Raw genomic sequence first — 15,056 nt, 5'->3', positions numbered from 1 at the left:
GTGAAAGCCCTGCGTCGGTTCACCGTCCGAGCCCACCTGCCCGAGCGTCTCGCGGCCCTGGGGCCGCTGTCGACCAATCTGCGCTGGTCGTGGCATCCGGAGACACAGGATCTGTTCGCGTCGATCGACCCCGACCTGTGGACGGCGGTGCGCCACGACCCGGTCCGGATGCTCGGCGAGGTCGATCCCTACCGGCTCGACGAACTGGCGACCGACCAGGCGTTCCTGGCCGAGCTGGACCGCTCGGCCGCCGATCTGGACGACTACCTGACCCGGCCCCGCTGGTACCAGGACCAGCTCGGCAAGGGTGCCGCGCTGGCCACGGGGATCGCGTACTTCTCGATGGAGTTCGGTGTCACCGAGGTGCTGCCGAACTACTCCGGCGGGCTCGGCATCCTCGCCGGCGATCACCTCAAGGCCGCGTCGGATCTGGGGCTGCCGCTGATCGGCGTCGGGTTGCTGTACCGCTCCGGCTACTTCCGGCAGTCGCTCACCGCGGACGGCTGGCAGGCCGAGCACTACCCGGCCCACGACCCGCAGGGGCTGCCGCTGCGGCTGCTCACCGAGAGCGCCGAGAACGGCGGACCCGGCGCGCCGGTGCTGATCCACATCGCGATGCCCGGCGGCCGCGTGCTGCGGGCGCGGGTGTGGATCGCGCAGGTCGGCCGGGTGCCGCTGCTGCTGCTCGACTCGGACATCGCGGAGAACGATCCCGAACTGCGCGCCGTGACCGACCGGCTCTACGGCGGCGACCAGGACCACCGGATCAAGCAGGAGATCCTCGCCGGCATCGGCGGTGTGCGGGCGGTTCGCGCCTACACCCGCGCGCACGGGATCGCCGATCCCGAGGTGTTCCACATGAACGAGGGACACGCCGGTTTCCTCGGCCTCGAACGCATCCGGGAGCTGATCACCACCTCCGCACTGGACTTCGACGCCGCGCTCGCGGCGGTGCGCGCCGGCACGGTGTTCACGACGCACACCCCGGTCCCGGCGGGTATCGACCGGTTCCCGACCGAGTTGGTGCGCCGCTACTTCGGCGGCAGCGAGGGCGAGCAGGAGTCGACGTTGCTGCCCGGACTGGGGGTGGACCGCATCCTCGCGCTCGGCGGCGAGAACGACCCCGGCGTGTTCAACATGGCGCACATGGGACTTCGGCTGGGCCAGCGCGCGAACGGGGTCTCGAAGCTGCACGGCGCGGTGAGCCGGGAGATGTTCGAGTCGCTGTGGCCCGGCTTCGACGCCGCCGAGGTGCCGATCGGCTCGGTCACCAACGGCGTGCACGCTCCGACGTGGGCGGCCCGTGAGTGGATGGACCTCGGACGCCGACTCGTGGGGCCGGGCCTGCTGGAGGGGGCCCGCGGCTGGGAACGGCTGCGGGAGATCGACTCCGGTGAACTGTGGTCGACCCGGAACACGTTGCGTGCGCAGTTGGTGGACGAGGTTCGTCGCCGGGTGCGCGCGTCATGGCTCGAGCGCGGCGCGACCGAGGCCGAGCTCGGCTGGACGACAGAGGTGTTCGACCCGAACGTCCTGACCGTCGGGTTCGCGCGGCGTGTCCCGACGTACAAGCGCCTCACCCTGATGCTGCGGGACCCCGAGCGGTTGCGCGCGCTGCTGCTCGACGACGAGCGTCCGGTGCAGCTCGTGGTCGCCGGCAAGAGTCACCCCGCCGACGAGGGCGGCAAGGCCCTGATCCAGCAGGTGGTGCGGTTCGCCGACCAGCACGACGTCCGGCACCGGATCGTGTTCCTGCCCGACTACGACATGTCGATGGCGCGGTACCTGTACTGGGGCTGCGACGTGTGGCTCAACAACCCGCTGCGCCCGCTCGAGGCGTGCGGGACGTCGGGCATGAAGTCGGCGCTCAACGGCGGACTGAACCTGTCCATCCGCGACGGCTGGTGGGACGAGATGTTCGACGGCGAGAACGGCTGGGCCATCCCCACCGCCGACGGTGTCGCCGACGAGACCCGCCGCGACGACCTCGAGGCCACCGCACTGTACGAGTTGCTCGAGCGGTCGGTGCTGCCACGCTTCTACGACCGTGACGGCGGCGGGCTGCCGACCCGCTGGCTCGAGATGGTCCGTCACACGCTGCAGACCCTGGGTCCGAAGGTGCTGGCGTCGCGCATGGTCCGCGACTACGCCGTCGAGTACTACGCGCCGGCGGCGGCCGCGGCCCGGAAGATGCTGCCCGACAACTTCGCCGGTGCCCGCGAGGTGGCCGAGTACCGGCGCCGGGTGGGTGCGGTATGGCCGGGTGTGCAGGTGGCGCAGGTCGACAGCGCCGGGCTGCCCGACAACCCCGAGATCGGCGCCGATCTGTCGCTGCGCGCGTACGTCCGACTCGGTGGGCTGTCGCCGGAGGACGTCGTCGTGCAGGCGGTGCTCGGCAAGGTGGGCCCCACCGAGGACCTCACCGACGTGACGGCCGTGCCGATGGTGCACACCGGCACCGACGGGCTGGGGGAGGTGTTCGAGGCCACCACACCGTTGCCGGTGTCGGGGTCGGTGGGGTACACCGTCCGTGTCCTGCCGCACCACGACCTGCTCGCCACCGACGCCGAGCTGGGACTCGTCGCGGCGCCGTACGTCTAGGTCGAGACCGCTTCGACACCGCGGGGCATGATTCCCTGCGAGGCCGAACCCGTCAGCTGGCGGGGTCGTACTGGAACGCGCGGACCTCCTGCGCGCACCGGCAGGCAGCCGCGATCTTCGCAGCCCATTCCAGGGCCGCCTCGTGGGAGGGCAACTCGAGGAGCGCGTAGCCGCCTTCGAGCTGTTTCGTCTGCGGGTACGTGCCCTCGGTCACCGTGCCGTCCCCGTCGACCAGGACGGGCGGAACGCTCTCGTCGATTCCGCCGCCGAACACCCAGACGCCGGCGTCCTTCGCCTCCTCGACCACCGCGTGCGCCGCATCCGAAACTGCCTGCAGATCCTCGGCGGGAAAGACCATGGCGCCACTCGGGAACGAGATCAGGTACTTCGTCATCGCGTCGACTCCTTCTTTCGTACTGTCACCGGGACACCCCCGCTCCCCGTCGGACATCCGCTGCTCGCCACGGTATCCTCATCCGTCAGGATTGGATGTCGCGGCGCCGGAACCCGACCAGCGCGAGCACGTAGAGCGCCGCCGCGATGACGAACAGCACGATCAGCGGCACGATGTCGAACGCGTCGGCCGGCAGGTTCGGCGTGAAATGGAACGGCGATGCCCAACCGGTCCAGTCGGGCAGGACCTCGAGGAACATCCCGATCACCAGGGCGTAACCGAGGTACACCCACACCACCGCCAGCAGGCGCGGGAACCACGCGTACACCGCCGCGGTCAGCCCGATGATCGTCAGCGTGGCGGGCAGTCCGTTCGCGGCGGCGCCGACGAGGCGCCCGAACATCGAACCCTCGTGCAGGGTCGCGGCCGCGGTGATGCCCATCGCGGCACCCGCCGCCAGCACGATCAGCGCGGTCGCGACAGTGATCACGGCCAGTTGCGCGCCCAGCCACCGCCAGCGGGAGACCGGGCTCGCCAGGACGTCCTCGGCCCGGCCCGACGTCTCCTCGTTGCGCGCCGACTGGACGGCGGTGAGCGCGTACATGCACGCCATGATGGTCAGGAACACCAGGTACAGCGCGAACGCGCCCTGCGCGGCGTTGGCCTCGCCTCCCGGCAGCAGCCCGGCCAGGCGGGGGTCCTGATTGACGAAGTCGGCGACCTGCTGGCCCAGCGCCCCGATCGGGAAGGCGAGCGCGACGACGCCGATTCCCCACGCCACGATCTGGTTGCGCTGCATGCGCACCGTCAGCGCGGCGATCCCGGTGAGGGTGCTGCTCGCGCGGGGTCGGCCGCCCCGCGGGGCCACCAGGCCGGCGCCGACGTCGCGTCGGCCCACCACCGCGTAGGCGAGGACGACACCGACGACCACCGCGCCGAGGCCCAGCAGCAGTGGCCACCACCGCTCGTCGACGTACGCGCGGGTGGACTGCGCCCAGCCGATCGGCGACAGCCACGACCACACGCTGCCGTCCTCCTTGGCGCGGACGTCCCCGATCGCGCGCAGCAGGTACGCGGCCGCGACCGCGACCAGACCCAGTCCGCTCGCGGTGCGGGCATGCTCGGTGACCTGCGAGAACAGGGCCGATGTCGCGCCGAACGCCAGACCGGCCATGAACACCCCGGCGGCCAGGTTCCACGACCCGACGGCCGGCAGTCCCACCGCGGTCAGACCGAGCCCGAGGACCAGTCCGATCAGCAGGTTCGCCAACAGCACCACCGCGAGTCCCGACGTGATCGGCGCGAATCTGCCGACCACGGCCGAACGCAGCATCTCGGCGCGGCCGGACTCCTCCTCGGTCCGCAGATGCAGGGTCACCAACAGCACCGACATGACCGCGACGGCGATCATCGTCATCCCCGCGATCTCGTTCGCCACCATCGCGCCGAGCGTGTAGTCGGACAGTCCGTAGCCGGGCCCGGCCAGCGCCGTCGCGGCCGGCGACTCGATGAGGGCGGCGCGTGCCTGACGCGATTCCGGGGTGGGGTAGAGGGTCTGGTAGCTCGACGCCAGCAGCACCGTCGAGCCGCCGACCGCGATCACCCACGCCGGCAGCCGGATCCGGTCGACCCGCAGCGCCAACCGGGTGAGCGTCCACGTCCCGGCGAGACGGTCCGTCGTCGAGGTCCCGGCCGGTCCGGTGACCCGTTCGACGCCCGCGACCTGCGCCGTCATCGTCGCTCGATGCCCAGCGAGTCGAACTCGTCGCTGTACTCGCGCAGGAACAGGTCCTCGAGCGTCGGCGGGTGCGCGGTGATCGTCAGCACGCCGAGTCCGGTGAGCGTCGACATGACCGAATCGATCCGGTCGGAGTCGACGTCGAAGGTGATGCCGTTGTCCTGGTCGACGAGCGTCTGCAGGTTGTACACACCCGGCATCGAGGCGAGCCCGTCCGGAGCCTCGCGGGTGGTGGCGGTGATCGTGGTCCGGGTCAGGTGGCGCAGCTCGCGCAGGGTGCCGCTCTGCACCGTCCGGCCGGCGCGGATGATCGTGACCACCCCGCACAGCGACTCCACCTCGGCCAGGATGTGGCTCGACAGCAGGATCGTGCGGCCGTCCCGCGTCGCCTCGCCGATGCACTGCTGGAACACCGCCTCCATCAACGGGTCCAGGCCCGACGTCGGCTCGTCGAGGATCAGCAGTTGTGCATCGGCGGCCAGCGCCGCGATCAGCGCGACCTTCTGCCGATTGCCCTTCGAGTACGTGCGGCCCTTGCGGGTGGGATCGAGTTCGAAGCGCTCCATCAGCTCCTGGCGCCGCGCCTCGTCGAGGCCCCCGCGGAGCCGTCCGAACAGGTCGATGGCCTCGCCGCCGGTGAGGTTGGGCCACAGGTTCACATCGCCCGGCACATAGGCGAGGTGCCGGTGCAGGCTGACGGCGTCGCGCCACGGGTCGGCGCCGAGTACGGACACCTCGCCGCCGTCGGCGCGCAGCAGACCCAGCAGCACCCGGATGGTGGTGGACTTGCCGGATCCGTTGGGGCCGAGGAAGCCGTGGACCTCGCCGGGGCCGACCTCGAGGTCGAGGCCGTCGAGGGCATGGACGTCACCGAAACGCTTGGCGAGGCCACGAACCGAGATCACCGGGTCCATCGCCCGAGCATAGGGCGGATGCGGGGGCGTCGGCCCAGTTTTGCCGGGGTGCGTGCTCAGCCGCGTCTCAGGGCCGCGACGCCGCGATCCGGGCGAGCGCCTGCCGCACCACCTTCGGGTCCGCCGTCTCCCAGAACGGCGGCAGCGACGCCCGCAGGTAGCCGCCGTAACGCGCGGTGGCCAGACGGGAGTCGAGGACCGCGACGACACCCTTGTCGTCCACGCTGCGTAGCAGACGCCCCACCCCCTGCGCCAGCAGCAGGGCGGCGTGGTTCGCGGCCACCGACAGGAAGCCGTTGCCGCCGCGCGACTCGACGGCCTGCTGGCGGGCGATGAGCAGCGGATCGTCCGGGCGCGGGAACGGGATCCGGTCGAGGATCACCAGACTCAGCGACGGGCCGGGAACGTCGACGCCCTGCCACAGCGACAGCGTCCCGAACAGCGTCGTCGCCTCGTCCTCGGCGAACTTCTTCACCAGCGTGCCCGTGGCGTCGTCGCCCTGGCACAGGATCGGGACGTCGAGGCGTTGGCGCATCTCCTCGGCGGCGGCCTTCGCGGCGCGCATCGACGAGAACAGTCCCAGTGTGCGGCCACCGGCCGCGGTCACCAGTTCCGCGATCTCGTCCATGAAGGCGGGGGACAGGCCGTCGCGCCCGGGCGGGGGCAGGTGCCGGGCGACGTACATGATCCCGGCCTTCGCGTGGTCGAACGGCGAGCCGACGTCGAGCGAATTCCAGCGCAGCACACCGGCGTCCGACGGCGCCTCCTTGCCGATCGCGGTCGCGGTGTCGCTGCGCGCCGGCGACTCCGGCGGCAGACCCCAGTTGACGGCTAGCCCGTCGAACGAGCCGCCGACCGTGAGCGTCGCCGACGTCAGCACCACAGTCGACTCCGCGAACAGGCTCGCCCGCAGCAGCCCGCCCACCGACAGCGGCGCCATCCGGACCACCCGGCGGACGTTTCCGCGGTTCTCGTCGACCGACAGCCACACGACGTCCTTGCGTTTGGCCGGGTCGGGCTCGTCGAACGCGGTGAGCACCCGGACCGCGCTGTCGTGGATCTCGTCGATCGCCGACAGTGCGGCGTTGCGGGCGGCCGCGGCCTCGGGATCGGCGGCCGCCATGCCGGGCTTGGACGGCCCGATCGCCGTCCGGACGTTCCAGGCGGCGTCGCGGACCGCGGCCAACGCCATCGAGACACCGTCGGGCAGCGAGTCCCAGCGCCCGGCGGGCAGATCCTCGAGCAGGTCGGCCCAGCCCTCGGCGGCACCCTCGAGCCGGTCGACGTCCTGCTCCTCGACGATCTTGATGCTGCGGCGGGCGGCGGCACTGATCGCCGACGCCGACAGCTCCGCCGTCGCGACGCCGGTGACCCGGTCGACCAGTTCGTGGGCCTCGTCGATGACGACGACGTCGTGTTCGGGCAGCACCGCGATGCCGGAGATCGCGTCGATCGCGAGCATCGCGTGGTTGGTGACCACGACGTCGACCTGTGCGGCCTCGGCGCGGGCCCGCTCGGCGAAGCAGTCCTCGCCGACGGGGCAGCGCGACTTGCCGAGGCATTCGCGGGCGCTGACGCTGACCTGCCGCCAGGCCTGGTCGCTCACGCCGGGCACGAGGTCGTCGCGGTCACCGGTCTCGGTGTCCGACGACCACTTCGTGAGCCGCTGCACCTCGCGGCCCAGACGGCTGATCGCGAACGCGTCGAACAGCTCCGCCTCGGGCGGATCGTCCTGCGCCATGCCCGTGTGGATCTTGTTCATGCACAGGTAGTTGCCGCGGCCCTTGAGGATCGCGAACTGGGGGCGCCGTCCCAACGCCGACGTGAGTGCGTCCGCCAGGCGCGGCATGTCCCGGTCGACGAGCTGGCGCTGCAGCGCGATGGTCGCGGTCGAGACGACGACGGTGCGGCCGGACTCGACGGCGTGGCGCACGCTCGGCACGAGGTAGGCGAGCGACTTGCCGGTACCCGTCCCGGCCTGCACCGCGAGGTGCTCGCCGGTATCGATCGAGTGGGCGACGGCGGATGCCATCGTCAGCTGGTTCTTGCGGGGCTTGCCACCCAACGTCCGGATCGCGACCTCGAGAAGTTCCGGGACATTGGGCAGCTCTCGGGCACGGTCGGACACCGCAACAGGGTACTGCGCGGGGCCGTCAGTCGCGGTCGCCGACCTGCCCGACGAGTTCGACACCCGCCGCATCGAGTTCGGCCAGCGCGGCCTCCACGGTGACGGGGGACACGCCGGCGGTGAAGGGGAGCAGCACCCGCGTGCGGAATCCCTCGGTGGCCGCGTCCAGTGCGGTCGCGCGGACGCAGTGATCGGTCGCGATGCCCACCACGTCCACGGCGTCGATGCCGTGGCGGCGCAGCCAGTCGGCGAGCGACTCACCGCGGGCGGAGACGCCCTCGAAGCCCGAGTACGCGGCGCTGTACTCGCCCTTCGAGAACACCTCCTGCAGCGGCGCGGTCTCGAGCGCCGGATGGAACTGCGCGCCCGGCGTCCCGGCCCGGCAGTGCGGGGGCCATGTGTCGACGAAGTCGGGGTGATCGGAGAAGTGTGGCCCCGGATCGACGTGGTGGTCCCGGGTCGCGACGATCGCCGCGTAGCCCTGGCCGAACAGGTCGTTGACGTCGGTCGCGACGGTGGCGCCGCCGGTGACCGCGAGCGCGCCGCCCTCGCAGAAATCGTTCTGGACGTCGACGACGATCAGTGCCTTCCCGGTCACGGTCGTCCCTCCTCTCACGTCGTGATCGTCGGCTCGGCCGACATGGCGAAACGGGTCGGCACGGCCGGATCGCCGTGCGAGAGCTTGAGCCCCTCCCAGGGCAGGCTCACGAGATTGCTCGCGAGCAGCGCGCGGGCGTTCTCGAGCGTCGGTAGGTCGCCGACCAGGTCGCCGCCGCGCACCATCGGGGTGAGCAGTTCCCGCGCGTCGAGGTCTCCGACCTCCGGGGCCGGCGCGCCGGCGAGGTACAGCACCTCCTCGACGACGGTGCCGGACGGGCGGCTCAGCCGCATCGCCCGCTTGGTGCCGCCCCGCGACTGCTTGTGGCTGCTGCGCTTCTCGACGGGAACGCCGTCGACCTCGACGAGCTTGTAGACCATGCCCGCCGTGGGTGCCCCGGATCCCGTCACGAGCGAGGTCCCGACCCCGTACGCGTCGACCGGTTCGGCGCGCAGAGCCGCGATGGCGTACTCGTCGAGATCACCCGAGACGACGATCCCGGTGCCGGTCGCGCCGAGGCCGTCCAGTTGGTCGCGGACCTGGCGGGCGAGCACACCCAGGTCGCCGGAGTCGATGCGCACGCCGCCGAGCCCGGTGCCCGCCGCGGCCACGGCGTTCTTGACGCCCTGAGTGATGTCGTAGGTGTCGACCAACAGTGTCGTGCCCACCCCCAGCGCGGCGACCTGCGCGCGGAACGCGGCCTCCTCCTGCGGCGCTCCGTCCGCGGTGTGCAGCAGCGTGAAGGCGTGCGCGCTGGTTCCCGCGCCCGGCACGCCGTGACGGCGGACCGCCTCGAGATTGGACGTCGCGTCGAACCCCGCGAGGTACGCCGCGCGGGCGCACGCAACGGCCGACTCCTCGTGCGCGCGCCGCGACCCCATCTCGATCAGCCGACGACCGTCCGCGGCGCTCACCATGCGGGCGGCCGCCGACGCGATCGCGCTGTCGTGGTTGAGGATCGACAACGCCAGGGTCTCGAGTAGGACACATTCGGCGAACGTGCCCCGCACGGACAGGATCGGTGATCCGGGGAAGTACAGCTCGCCCTCGCGGTAGCCGTCGATGTCCCCGGAGAACCGGAAGTCGCGCAGCCAGTCCACGGTGGAGCTGTCGAGGAAGCGCGAGACGATCTCGAGTTCGGGTTCGCCGAAGCGGAAGTGCGCCAATGCGTCCGGGATTCGGCCCATGCCGCCGACGACGCCGTACCGGCGCCCGTCCGGCAGTCGGCGGGCGAAGACCTCGAAGCTGCAGCGGCGGTGCGCCGAGCCGTCGGTGAGGGCCGCCTCGAGCATCGTCAGCTCGTACTGGTCGGTGAAAAGCGCGGTACTCGGACGAAGTCCGGTGCTCTCTGCGGGAACGGTTGCCACGGGCCCAACTTTACGATTCGGGCGCCGGGCGCGGGTGTCGAGTTCCGGAGCCACGCCGTACCCTGGACGCATGGCGCCGTGTTCCACAATGACTTTCCCGACCGCAGTTCCGGTCGGCAAGATGCCCGCCGCAGCGCCCCAGGTCTCTCCTGCCGAGGCGGAAATCGAGGAGATGACCGAGGCCCAGGATCGGCCGTGGGTAACTGTCGTCTGGGACGATCCCGTCAACCTCATGCACTACGTGACGTACATCTTCCAGAAGCTCTTCGGCTACAGCAAAGCCAAGGCGACGGACCTGATGATGCAGGTCCACAAGGAAGGAAAGGCCGTCGTGTCGAGCGGTTCGCGCGACAAGGTCGAGAACGACGTGCGCAAGCTGCACGCGGCCGGCCTGTGGGCGACCATGCAGCGCGACAGCAGCTAGACGATCGAATCCATCCCTCTCGACGGTTAGGAACCCGGGTACAGACGTGCGGACTTGGACCAGGAAGAACTCACTCGGCGGACTGAAACTGCGCTCGGAGATGGACGGCCACGAGGCGGCGGTCCTGCGGTCGCTGGTGACGTCGGTTTCCGGGCTGCTCGAGGAGCGCGCCGCCTCGGCGCCGACGGACGAGCTGGCCGCGCTGACGGGCCTGCGGACCGGCAACAGCGAAACCCCGTCCGACGAGGTTCTCGCCCGCCTGTTGCCCGACTTCCAGCGCGCCGACCCCGACCGGCCCGACGACGATTCCGAGCGCGGCAACGTCAACAGCGCCCTGCGCAGCCTGCACGAGCCGGAGATCATCGACGAGAAGATCGCCGCCGGGTCCGTGGTCCTGCAGACGGTGCCCGCGGAGGGCGGCAAGGTCGTCATCACCCCGGAGCAGGCCGACGCGTGGTTGGCCGCACTCAACGACGTCCGGTTGGCCCTGGGAACGAACATCGGCATCGACGCCGACACCCCGGACGAACTCGAGGAGGGCGACCCGCGGGCCCCGCACCTCGACGTCTACCACTGGTTGACGTGGATGCAGGACTCCCTCGTCCAGGCGCTCCTGTCGTGACGGCGCCCCGGTCCGGGCCGTCGGATTCGCTGTCCGACGTCGCCGGCGTCCTCGTCGGCCACGACCACCTGCTCGATCCCGACGCGACGCTCGGCGCCGGTGCGGCGACCGGATGCACCGTGGTGCTGGTGCCGTCCGGTGCGACCGCGGGCGTCGACGTGCGTGGCGGTGGCCCCGGCACCCGCGAGACCGACCTCCTCGACCCCAGCCACTCGGTGCAGCAGGTGCACGCCGTCCTGCTGACCGGCGGCAGTGCGTACGGCCTCGCCGCCGCCGACGGGGTCATGCGGTGGCTCGAGGAACACGACCACGGGATCCCGATGGGGGCGCCCGGCCAGGTGGTCCCCATCGTGCCCGGCGCGGTGATCTTCGATCTGCCCGTCGGCGACTGGAACGTCCGGCCCACCGCCGAGTTCGGGCATCGTGCGGCGTCGCGCGCGTCGGGCACCGTCGTCACCGGCAGTGTCGGTGCCGGGACCGGAGCCCGCGCGGGCGTCATCAAGGGCGGGGTGGGTTCCGCCAGCACCGTCATCGACGGTGGTCCGGCCGACGGTGTCACCGTCGCCGCGCTCATGGTGGCCAATCCGGTCGGTGCGGTGTGGGATCCCGACACCGGCCTGCCGTGGGGGCTGTCGCTCGCCGACGCCGAACGTCGCGGAATGCGACTGCCGTCGCCCGACGATCTGGCCGCCGCGAACGAGTTGGGGGCCAAGACGACGGTCCTCAACACCACGATCGGCGTCATCGCAACCGACGCGACGCTGTCCAAGGCCGCCTGCCGACGAGTCGCGGTCGCCGGACACGACGGTTTGGCCCGCGCCATCCGTCCCGCGCATTCGCCGCTCGACGGCGACACGATCTTCGCGCTCGCCACCGGCGCCCGTGACGTGCCCGCACCCGACGGTGTCCCGGCGGCCTTCCCGACGGAACTACCGATCCTCGACGCGGTCTGCACGGCCGCCGCCGCATGCGTGCAGTGGGCGATCGTCGACGCGATCCTGTCGGCCACTGCGGTCGCCGGGATCCCGAGCTACCGCGACGTGTTTCCGTCGGCGTTCGGGACTTCCGGCTAGACCGCGCGGTCGTTCGACACCGACCGGCATCGGCGATGGTCGGTACGCTCGGATTCGTGACCGCCGGATCAGAACTGCGCCCCGACCTGCCTCGTGTCCCGCGCCCGCTGTGGCAGCGGGCGGCGATGACCATCGGTGGGTTCGCGATGGTCCTCTACGTCCTCGAGGCCGTCGACACCGTTGCCGGCAATCCGCTGGACCAGTGGGGGATCGAACCGCGCACGCTCGACGGCCTGTGGGGAATCCTGTTCGCGCCGATGCTGCATTTCGGGTGGGGACACCTGTTCGCCAACACGGTGCCGCTGCTGATCCTCGGGTTCCTGGTGCTGATGTCGGGGATCGGTCGCGGTCTCGCCGCGACCGGGATCATCTGGGTGATCGGCGGGGTCGGTACGTGGCTCACCGGCGGCGTCGGTGCGCATCTCGGCGCGTCGGTGCTGGTGTTCGGCTGGCTCACGTACCTGCTGGTGCGGGGGATCTTCACCCGCAGCATCGGACAGATCCTGCTCGGTGTGGTGGTGTTGTTCGTCTACGGCGGCATGCTGTGGGGCGTGTTGCCCGGGCAGTACGGGATCTCGTGGCAGGGGCACCTGTTCGGCGCGATCGGAGGCGTCGTCGCGGCGTGGGTGCTGTCGTCCGACACGCGCAGGCGCCGGACCGCGGTGCCGACGGTCGGCACGTCCGGGATCCAGCTTCCGCGCACCTAGAACCGCCCTCTGATCTGCGGGTCGCTGACTCGGCGATCACATGCTCGACCCGTGCGCCGACGGATCACAATCCGACGGCAGATGTGAGTTCACACAGCCGAAAGTGCCCGAAGCTTTTTGAGAGCGCGGTGGTCGTGGCAGCATGGTTTGCATGCGCATTACGGTCCTGGGATGTTCGGGCAGCGTCTCCGGACCCGACTCGGCTGCTTCGGGCTACCTCGTGACGGCTCCGGGTACCCCGCCGGTGGTCATGGATTTCGGCCCCGGTGTGCTCGGCGCGCTGCAACGATACGCCGACCCAGGTGAGGCCACGATCCTGCTGTCGCACCTGCACGCCGACCACTGCCTCGACATGCCGGGCCTGCTCGTGTGGCGCCGCTACCATCCCAATCCGCCGGCCGGCCGGGCCCTCGTCTACGGCCCCACGGACAGCGCGTGCCGTATCGGCGTCGCGTCGGCCGAGTGCGGCGGTGACCTCGACGACATCTCCGACACCATCGATCTGCGCAGCTGGTCCGACGGCCACGTCGCCGAGATCGGCGAGATCACGGTGGAGGCGCGCCGGGTCAACCACCCCCCGGAGGCGTACGGGTTCCGCGTCACCAGCAAGACCGGCCGGGTCCTCGTCTACACCGGCGACACCGGCATCTGCGAGTCCGTCGTCGAGCTGGCGCGGGGCGCGGACGTGCTGCTGTCGGAGGCGTCGTGGACGCACAGCCCCGACCGTCCCGAGGGCATCCACCTGTCCGGGACCGAGGCCGGGCAGATCGCGACCCGTGCAGGGGTCGGCGAGCTACTGCTCACCCACATTCCGCCGTGGACGTCCCGCGAGGACGTCATCGCCGAGGCCAAGGCCGAGTTCTCCGGACCGGTGCACGCGGTGTCGGCCGGCGACGTCTACACCGTCTGACCGCAACCGGCGCCCCGCCCGCGCACTCCCGCGCGGCGACTAGGCTCTCGGAACGTGACGACACGAGAAGACGGTAGGACCGACGATCAGCTCCGCGAGGTTCGGATCACGCGGGGATTCACCAACCACCCGGCGGGTTCGGTGCTGGTGGAGTTCGGCAACACCCGGGTGATGTGCACCGCGAGCGTCGAGGAGGGCGTGCCGCGCTGGCGCAAGGGTTCGGGGCTGGGCTGGCTCACCGCCGAGTACGCGATGCTCCCGGCCGCCACGCACACCCGCAGCGGCCGCGAATCGGTCAAGGGCAAGGTCGGCGGGCGCACCCAGGAGATCAGCCGCCTCGTCGGTCGTTCGCTGCGCGCGTGCATCGACCTCGCCGCGATCGGTGAGAACACCATCGCGATCGACTGCGACGTGCTGCAGGCCGACGGCGGCACCCGCACCGCGGCCATCACCGGCGCCTACGTCGCGCTGGTGGACGCCGTGACCTACCTGCGCGCAGCCGGGCGTCTGGCGGACCCCCAGCCCATCTCGTGCGCCATCGCCGCCGTCAGCGTCGGTGTCGTCGACGGACGTGTGCGCCTGGACCTGCCCTACGAGGAGGACTCGCGCGCCGAGGTCGACATGAACGTCGTCGCGACCGACACCGGCACCCTCGTCGAGATCCAGGGCACCGGAGAAGGTGCCACGTTCCCGCGGTCGACGCTCGATAAGCTGCTCGACTCGGCGCTCGCCGGCTGCGAGCAGCTGTTCGAGATCCAGCAGGCCGCGCTCGCCGAGCCGTACCCGGGCACGCTGCCGGAGCCGGCCGAGCCGAAGAAGAAGGCGTTCGGCAGTTGAGCGGCAGGATCCTGGTAGCCAGCCGCAACGCAAAGAAGCTCGGTGAGCTGCGGCGCGTGCTCGCCGCCGCCGGTATCGACGGCCTCGAGGTGATCGGCCTCGACGAGGTGCCGGAGTTTCCGGAGACCCCGGAGACCGGCGCGACCTTCGAGGACAACGCGCTAGTCAAGGCCCTCGACGGTGCCGCCGCCACGGGCCTGCCGTGCGTCGCCGACGACTCCGGGCTCGAGGTCGATGCCCTGAACGGCATGCCCGGCGTCCTCTCGGCTCGCTGGAGCGGTGCCCACGGAAACGACGACGCGAACACCGCGCTGCTGCTGGGTCAGCTGTCGGACACGCCGGACGAGCGGCGTGGCGCGGCCTTCGTGTCGGCGTGCGCGCTCGCGATCCCGGGCGCGGGCCCGATCGTGGTACGGGGAGAGTGGCGTGGGCGGATCGTCCGCGAGCCGCGCGGCGACAACGGATTCGGCTACGACCCCGTCTTCGAACCCGATGGTGAGCAGCGGACGTCGGCCGAGTTGTCGCCGCAGGAGAAGGACGCGGCCTCGCACCGCGGACGCGCGCTGGCCCAGCTGGTGCCGGCCCTCGCGCAGCTCGCACGCGGATAGAGACGCACGAAGGGCCCGTCCTGTGAACTGCTCCCCGGAAGTTGGACTGGCTAAGTGAAAGCCTAGGCGGCGAGGGCCTGGGCCCGGTATTGCACCGGGCTCAGGCCCTCGAGTCGTGTGGAGATCCGTTCGGTG

15 protein-coding genes are annotated in these 15,056 nt (G+C 71.1%); 8 read left to right on the top strand and 7 right to left on the bottom strand.

Annotated elements, in window-relative coordinates; genetic code table 11:
• Complete coding sequence (glgP, locus tag J2X34_RS27765; RefSeq protein ID WP_429520303.1) at window positions 1-2,601, top strand: alpha-glucan family phosphorylase; 2,601 nt, start codon at window positions 1-3, stop codon at window positions 2,599-2,601.
• Window positions 2,602-2,653: 52 nt separating this feature from the next.
• Here glgP and J2X34_RS27760 read toward each other — a convergent pair whose 3' ends face one another.
• The 6 genes from J2X34_RS27760 to J2X34_RS27735 all read right to left on the bottom strand — a co-directional run bounded on the left by J2X34_RS27760 (window position 2,654) and on the right by J2X34_RS27735 (window position 9,812).
• Window positions 2,654-2,995 carry a YciI family protein gene (locus J2X34_RS27760; RefSeq protein WP_114719493.1) on the bottom strand — a complete coding sequence of 114 codons (342 nt, stop codon included), beginning with the start codon at window positions 2,993-2,995 and terminating at the stop codon, window positions 2,654-2,656.
• Between the two features lie 85 nt (window positions 2,996-3,080).
• On the bottom strand, window positions 3,081-4,730 hold the full coding sequence (locus J2X34_RS27755; RefSeq protein WP_429520302.1) for an ABC transporter permease: 1,650 nt from the start codon (window positions 4,728-4,730) through the stop codon (window positions 3,081-3,083).
• Window positions 4,727-5,647, bottom strand: a complete 921-nt coding sequence (locus tag J2X34_RS27750; RefSeq protein WP_114719495.1) for an ABC transporter ATP-binding protein — start codon at window positions 5,645-5,647, stop codon at window positions 4,727-4,729. Before J2X34_RS27750 ends, J2X34_RS27755 begins: the two co-directional genes overlap by 4 nt.
• Before the next feature lie 67 nt (window positions 5,648-5,714).
• The gene (locus J2X34_RS27745) at window positions 5,715-7,775 is read right to left on the bottom strand and encodes an ATP-dependent DNA helicase (RefSeq protein WP_429520301.1); all 2,061 of its coding nucleotides are present in this window, start codon (window positions 7,773-7,775) and stop codon (window positions 5,715-5,717) included.
• Between the two features lie 25 nt (window positions 7,776-7,800).
• Window positions 7,801-8,373, bottom strand: coding sequence for an isochorismatase family protein (locus J2X34_RS27740; RefSeq protein ID WP_429520300.1), 573 nt, complete (start codon window positions 8,371-8,373; stop codon window positions 7,801-7,803).
• A 14-nt stretch (window positions 8,374-8,387) separates the two neighbouring features.
• Complete coding sequence (locus J2X34_RS27735; RefSeq protein WP_429520299.1) at window positions 8,388-9,812, bottom strand: nicotinate phosphoribosyltransferase; 1,425 nt, start codon at window positions 9,810-9,812, stop codon at window positions 8,388-8,390.
• Here J2X34_RS27735 and clpS point away from each other — a divergent pair.
• The 7 genes from clpS to rdgB all read left to right on the top strand — a co-directional run bounded on the left by clpS (window position 9,811) and on the right by rdgB (window position 14,921).
• Window positions 9,811-10,164 carry an ATP-dependent Clp protease adapter ClpS gene (gene clpS / locus J2X34_RS27730; RefSeq protein WP_114719501.1) on the top strand — a complete coding sequence of 118 codons (354 nt, stop codon included), beginning with the start codon at window positions 9,811-9,813 and terminating at the stop codon, window positions 10,162-10,164. The genes J2X34_RS27735 and clpS overlap by 2 nt on opposite strands.
• Before the next feature lie 46 nt (window positions 10,165-10,210).
• Window positions 10,211-10,786 carry a DUF2017 domain-containing protein gene (locus tag J2X34_RS27725; RefSeq protein WP_114719503.1) on the top strand — a complete coding sequence of 192 codons (576 nt, stop codon included), beginning with the start codon at window positions 10,211-10,213 and terminating at the stop codon, window positions 10,784-10,786.
• The gene (locus tag J2X34_RS27720) at window positions 10,783-11,859 is read left to right on the top strand and encodes a P1 family peptidase (protein ID WP_114719505.1); all 1,077 of its coding nucleotides are present in this window, start codon (window positions 10,783-10,785) and stop codon (window positions 11,857-11,859) included. Before J2X34_RS27725 ends, J2X34_RS27720 begins: the two co-directional genes overlap by 4 nt.
• Window positions 11,860-11,984: 125 nt before the next feature.
• Window positions 11,985-12,566 carry a rhomboid family intramembrane serine protease gene (locus J2X34_RS27715; protein WP_258557741.1) on the top strand — a complete coding sequence of 194 codons (582 nt, stop codon included), beginning with the start codon at window positions 11,985-11,987 and terminating at the stop codon, window positions 12,564-12,566.
• 151 nt (window positions 12,567-12,717) lie between these two features.
• A complete protein-coding gene (locus J2X34_RS27710; protein ID WP_174909551.1) occupies window positions 12,718-13,476 on the top strand; it encodes a cyclic nucleotide-degrading phosphodiesterase in 759 nt (252 codons plus the stop codon).
• Window positions 13,477-13,530: 54 nt separating this feature from the next.
• Window positions 13,531-14,313 (top strand): ribonuclease PH, encoded by a 783-nt coding sequence (gene rph, locus J2X34_RS27705; protein ID WP_114719511.1) that lies wholly within the window; start codon window positions 13,531-13,533, stop codon window positions 14,311-14,313.
• Entirely contained in the window at window positions 14,310-14,921 is a 612-nt protein-coding gene (rdgB, locus tag J2X34_RS27700) for an RdgB/HAM1 family non-canonical purine NTP pyrophosphatase (protein ID WP_429520298.1), read from the top strand. The genes rph and rdgB overlap by 4 nt, the downstream gene beginning before the upstream one ends.
• 62 nt (window positions 14,922-14,983) lie before the next feature.
• On the opposite strand, the gene J2X34_RS27695 is transcribed toward rdgB, so the two are convergent.
• On the bottom strand, window positions 14,984-15,056 hold a 73-nt coding region (locus J2X34_RS27695; RefSeq protein WP_429519979.1), incomplete at its 5' end, for an IS3 family transposase.

Source organism: Rhodococcus sp. BE178, from assembly GCF_050433545.1.
Classification (GTDB): Bacteria; Actinomycetota; Actinomycetes; order Mycobacteriales; family Mycobacteriaceae; genus Prescottella.
The sequence above is the reverse complement of the archived record's forward strand: the minus strand, read 5'-3'. Positions and strand labels throughout refer to the sequence as shown.

Bases quoted from the DNA above. Each gene is read 5' to 3' on its own strand.
- J2X34_RS27760 (WP_114719493.1), bottom strand. From the start codon at position 2,995: ATGACGAAGTACCTGATCTCGTTCCCGAGTGGCGCCATGGTCTTTCCC.
- J2X34_RS27755 (WP_429520302.1), bottom strand. From the start codon at position 4,730: ATGACGGCGCAGGTCGCGGGCGTCGAACGGGTCACCGGACCGGCCGGG.
- J2X34_RS27750 (WP_114719495.1), bottom strand. From the start codon at position 5,647: ATGGACCCGGTGATCTCGGTTCGTGGCCTCGCCAAGCGTTTCGGTGAC.
- clpS (WP_114719501.1), top strand. From the start codon at position 9,811: ATGGCGCCGTGTTCCACAATGACTTTCCCGACCGCAGTTCCGGTCGGC.
- J2X34_RS27735 (WP_429520299.1), bottom strand. From the start codon at position 9,812: ATGCGTCCAGGGTACGGCGTGGCTCCGGAACTCGACACCCGCGCCCGG.
- J2X34_RS27715 (WP_258557741.1), top strand. From the start codon at position 11,985: ATGACCATCGGTGGGTTCGCGATGGTCCTCTACGTCCTCGAGGCCGTC.
- J2X34_RS27710 (WP_174909551.1), top strand. From the start codon at position 12,718: ATGCGCATTACGGTCCTGGGATGTTCGGGCAGCGTCTCCGGACCCGAC.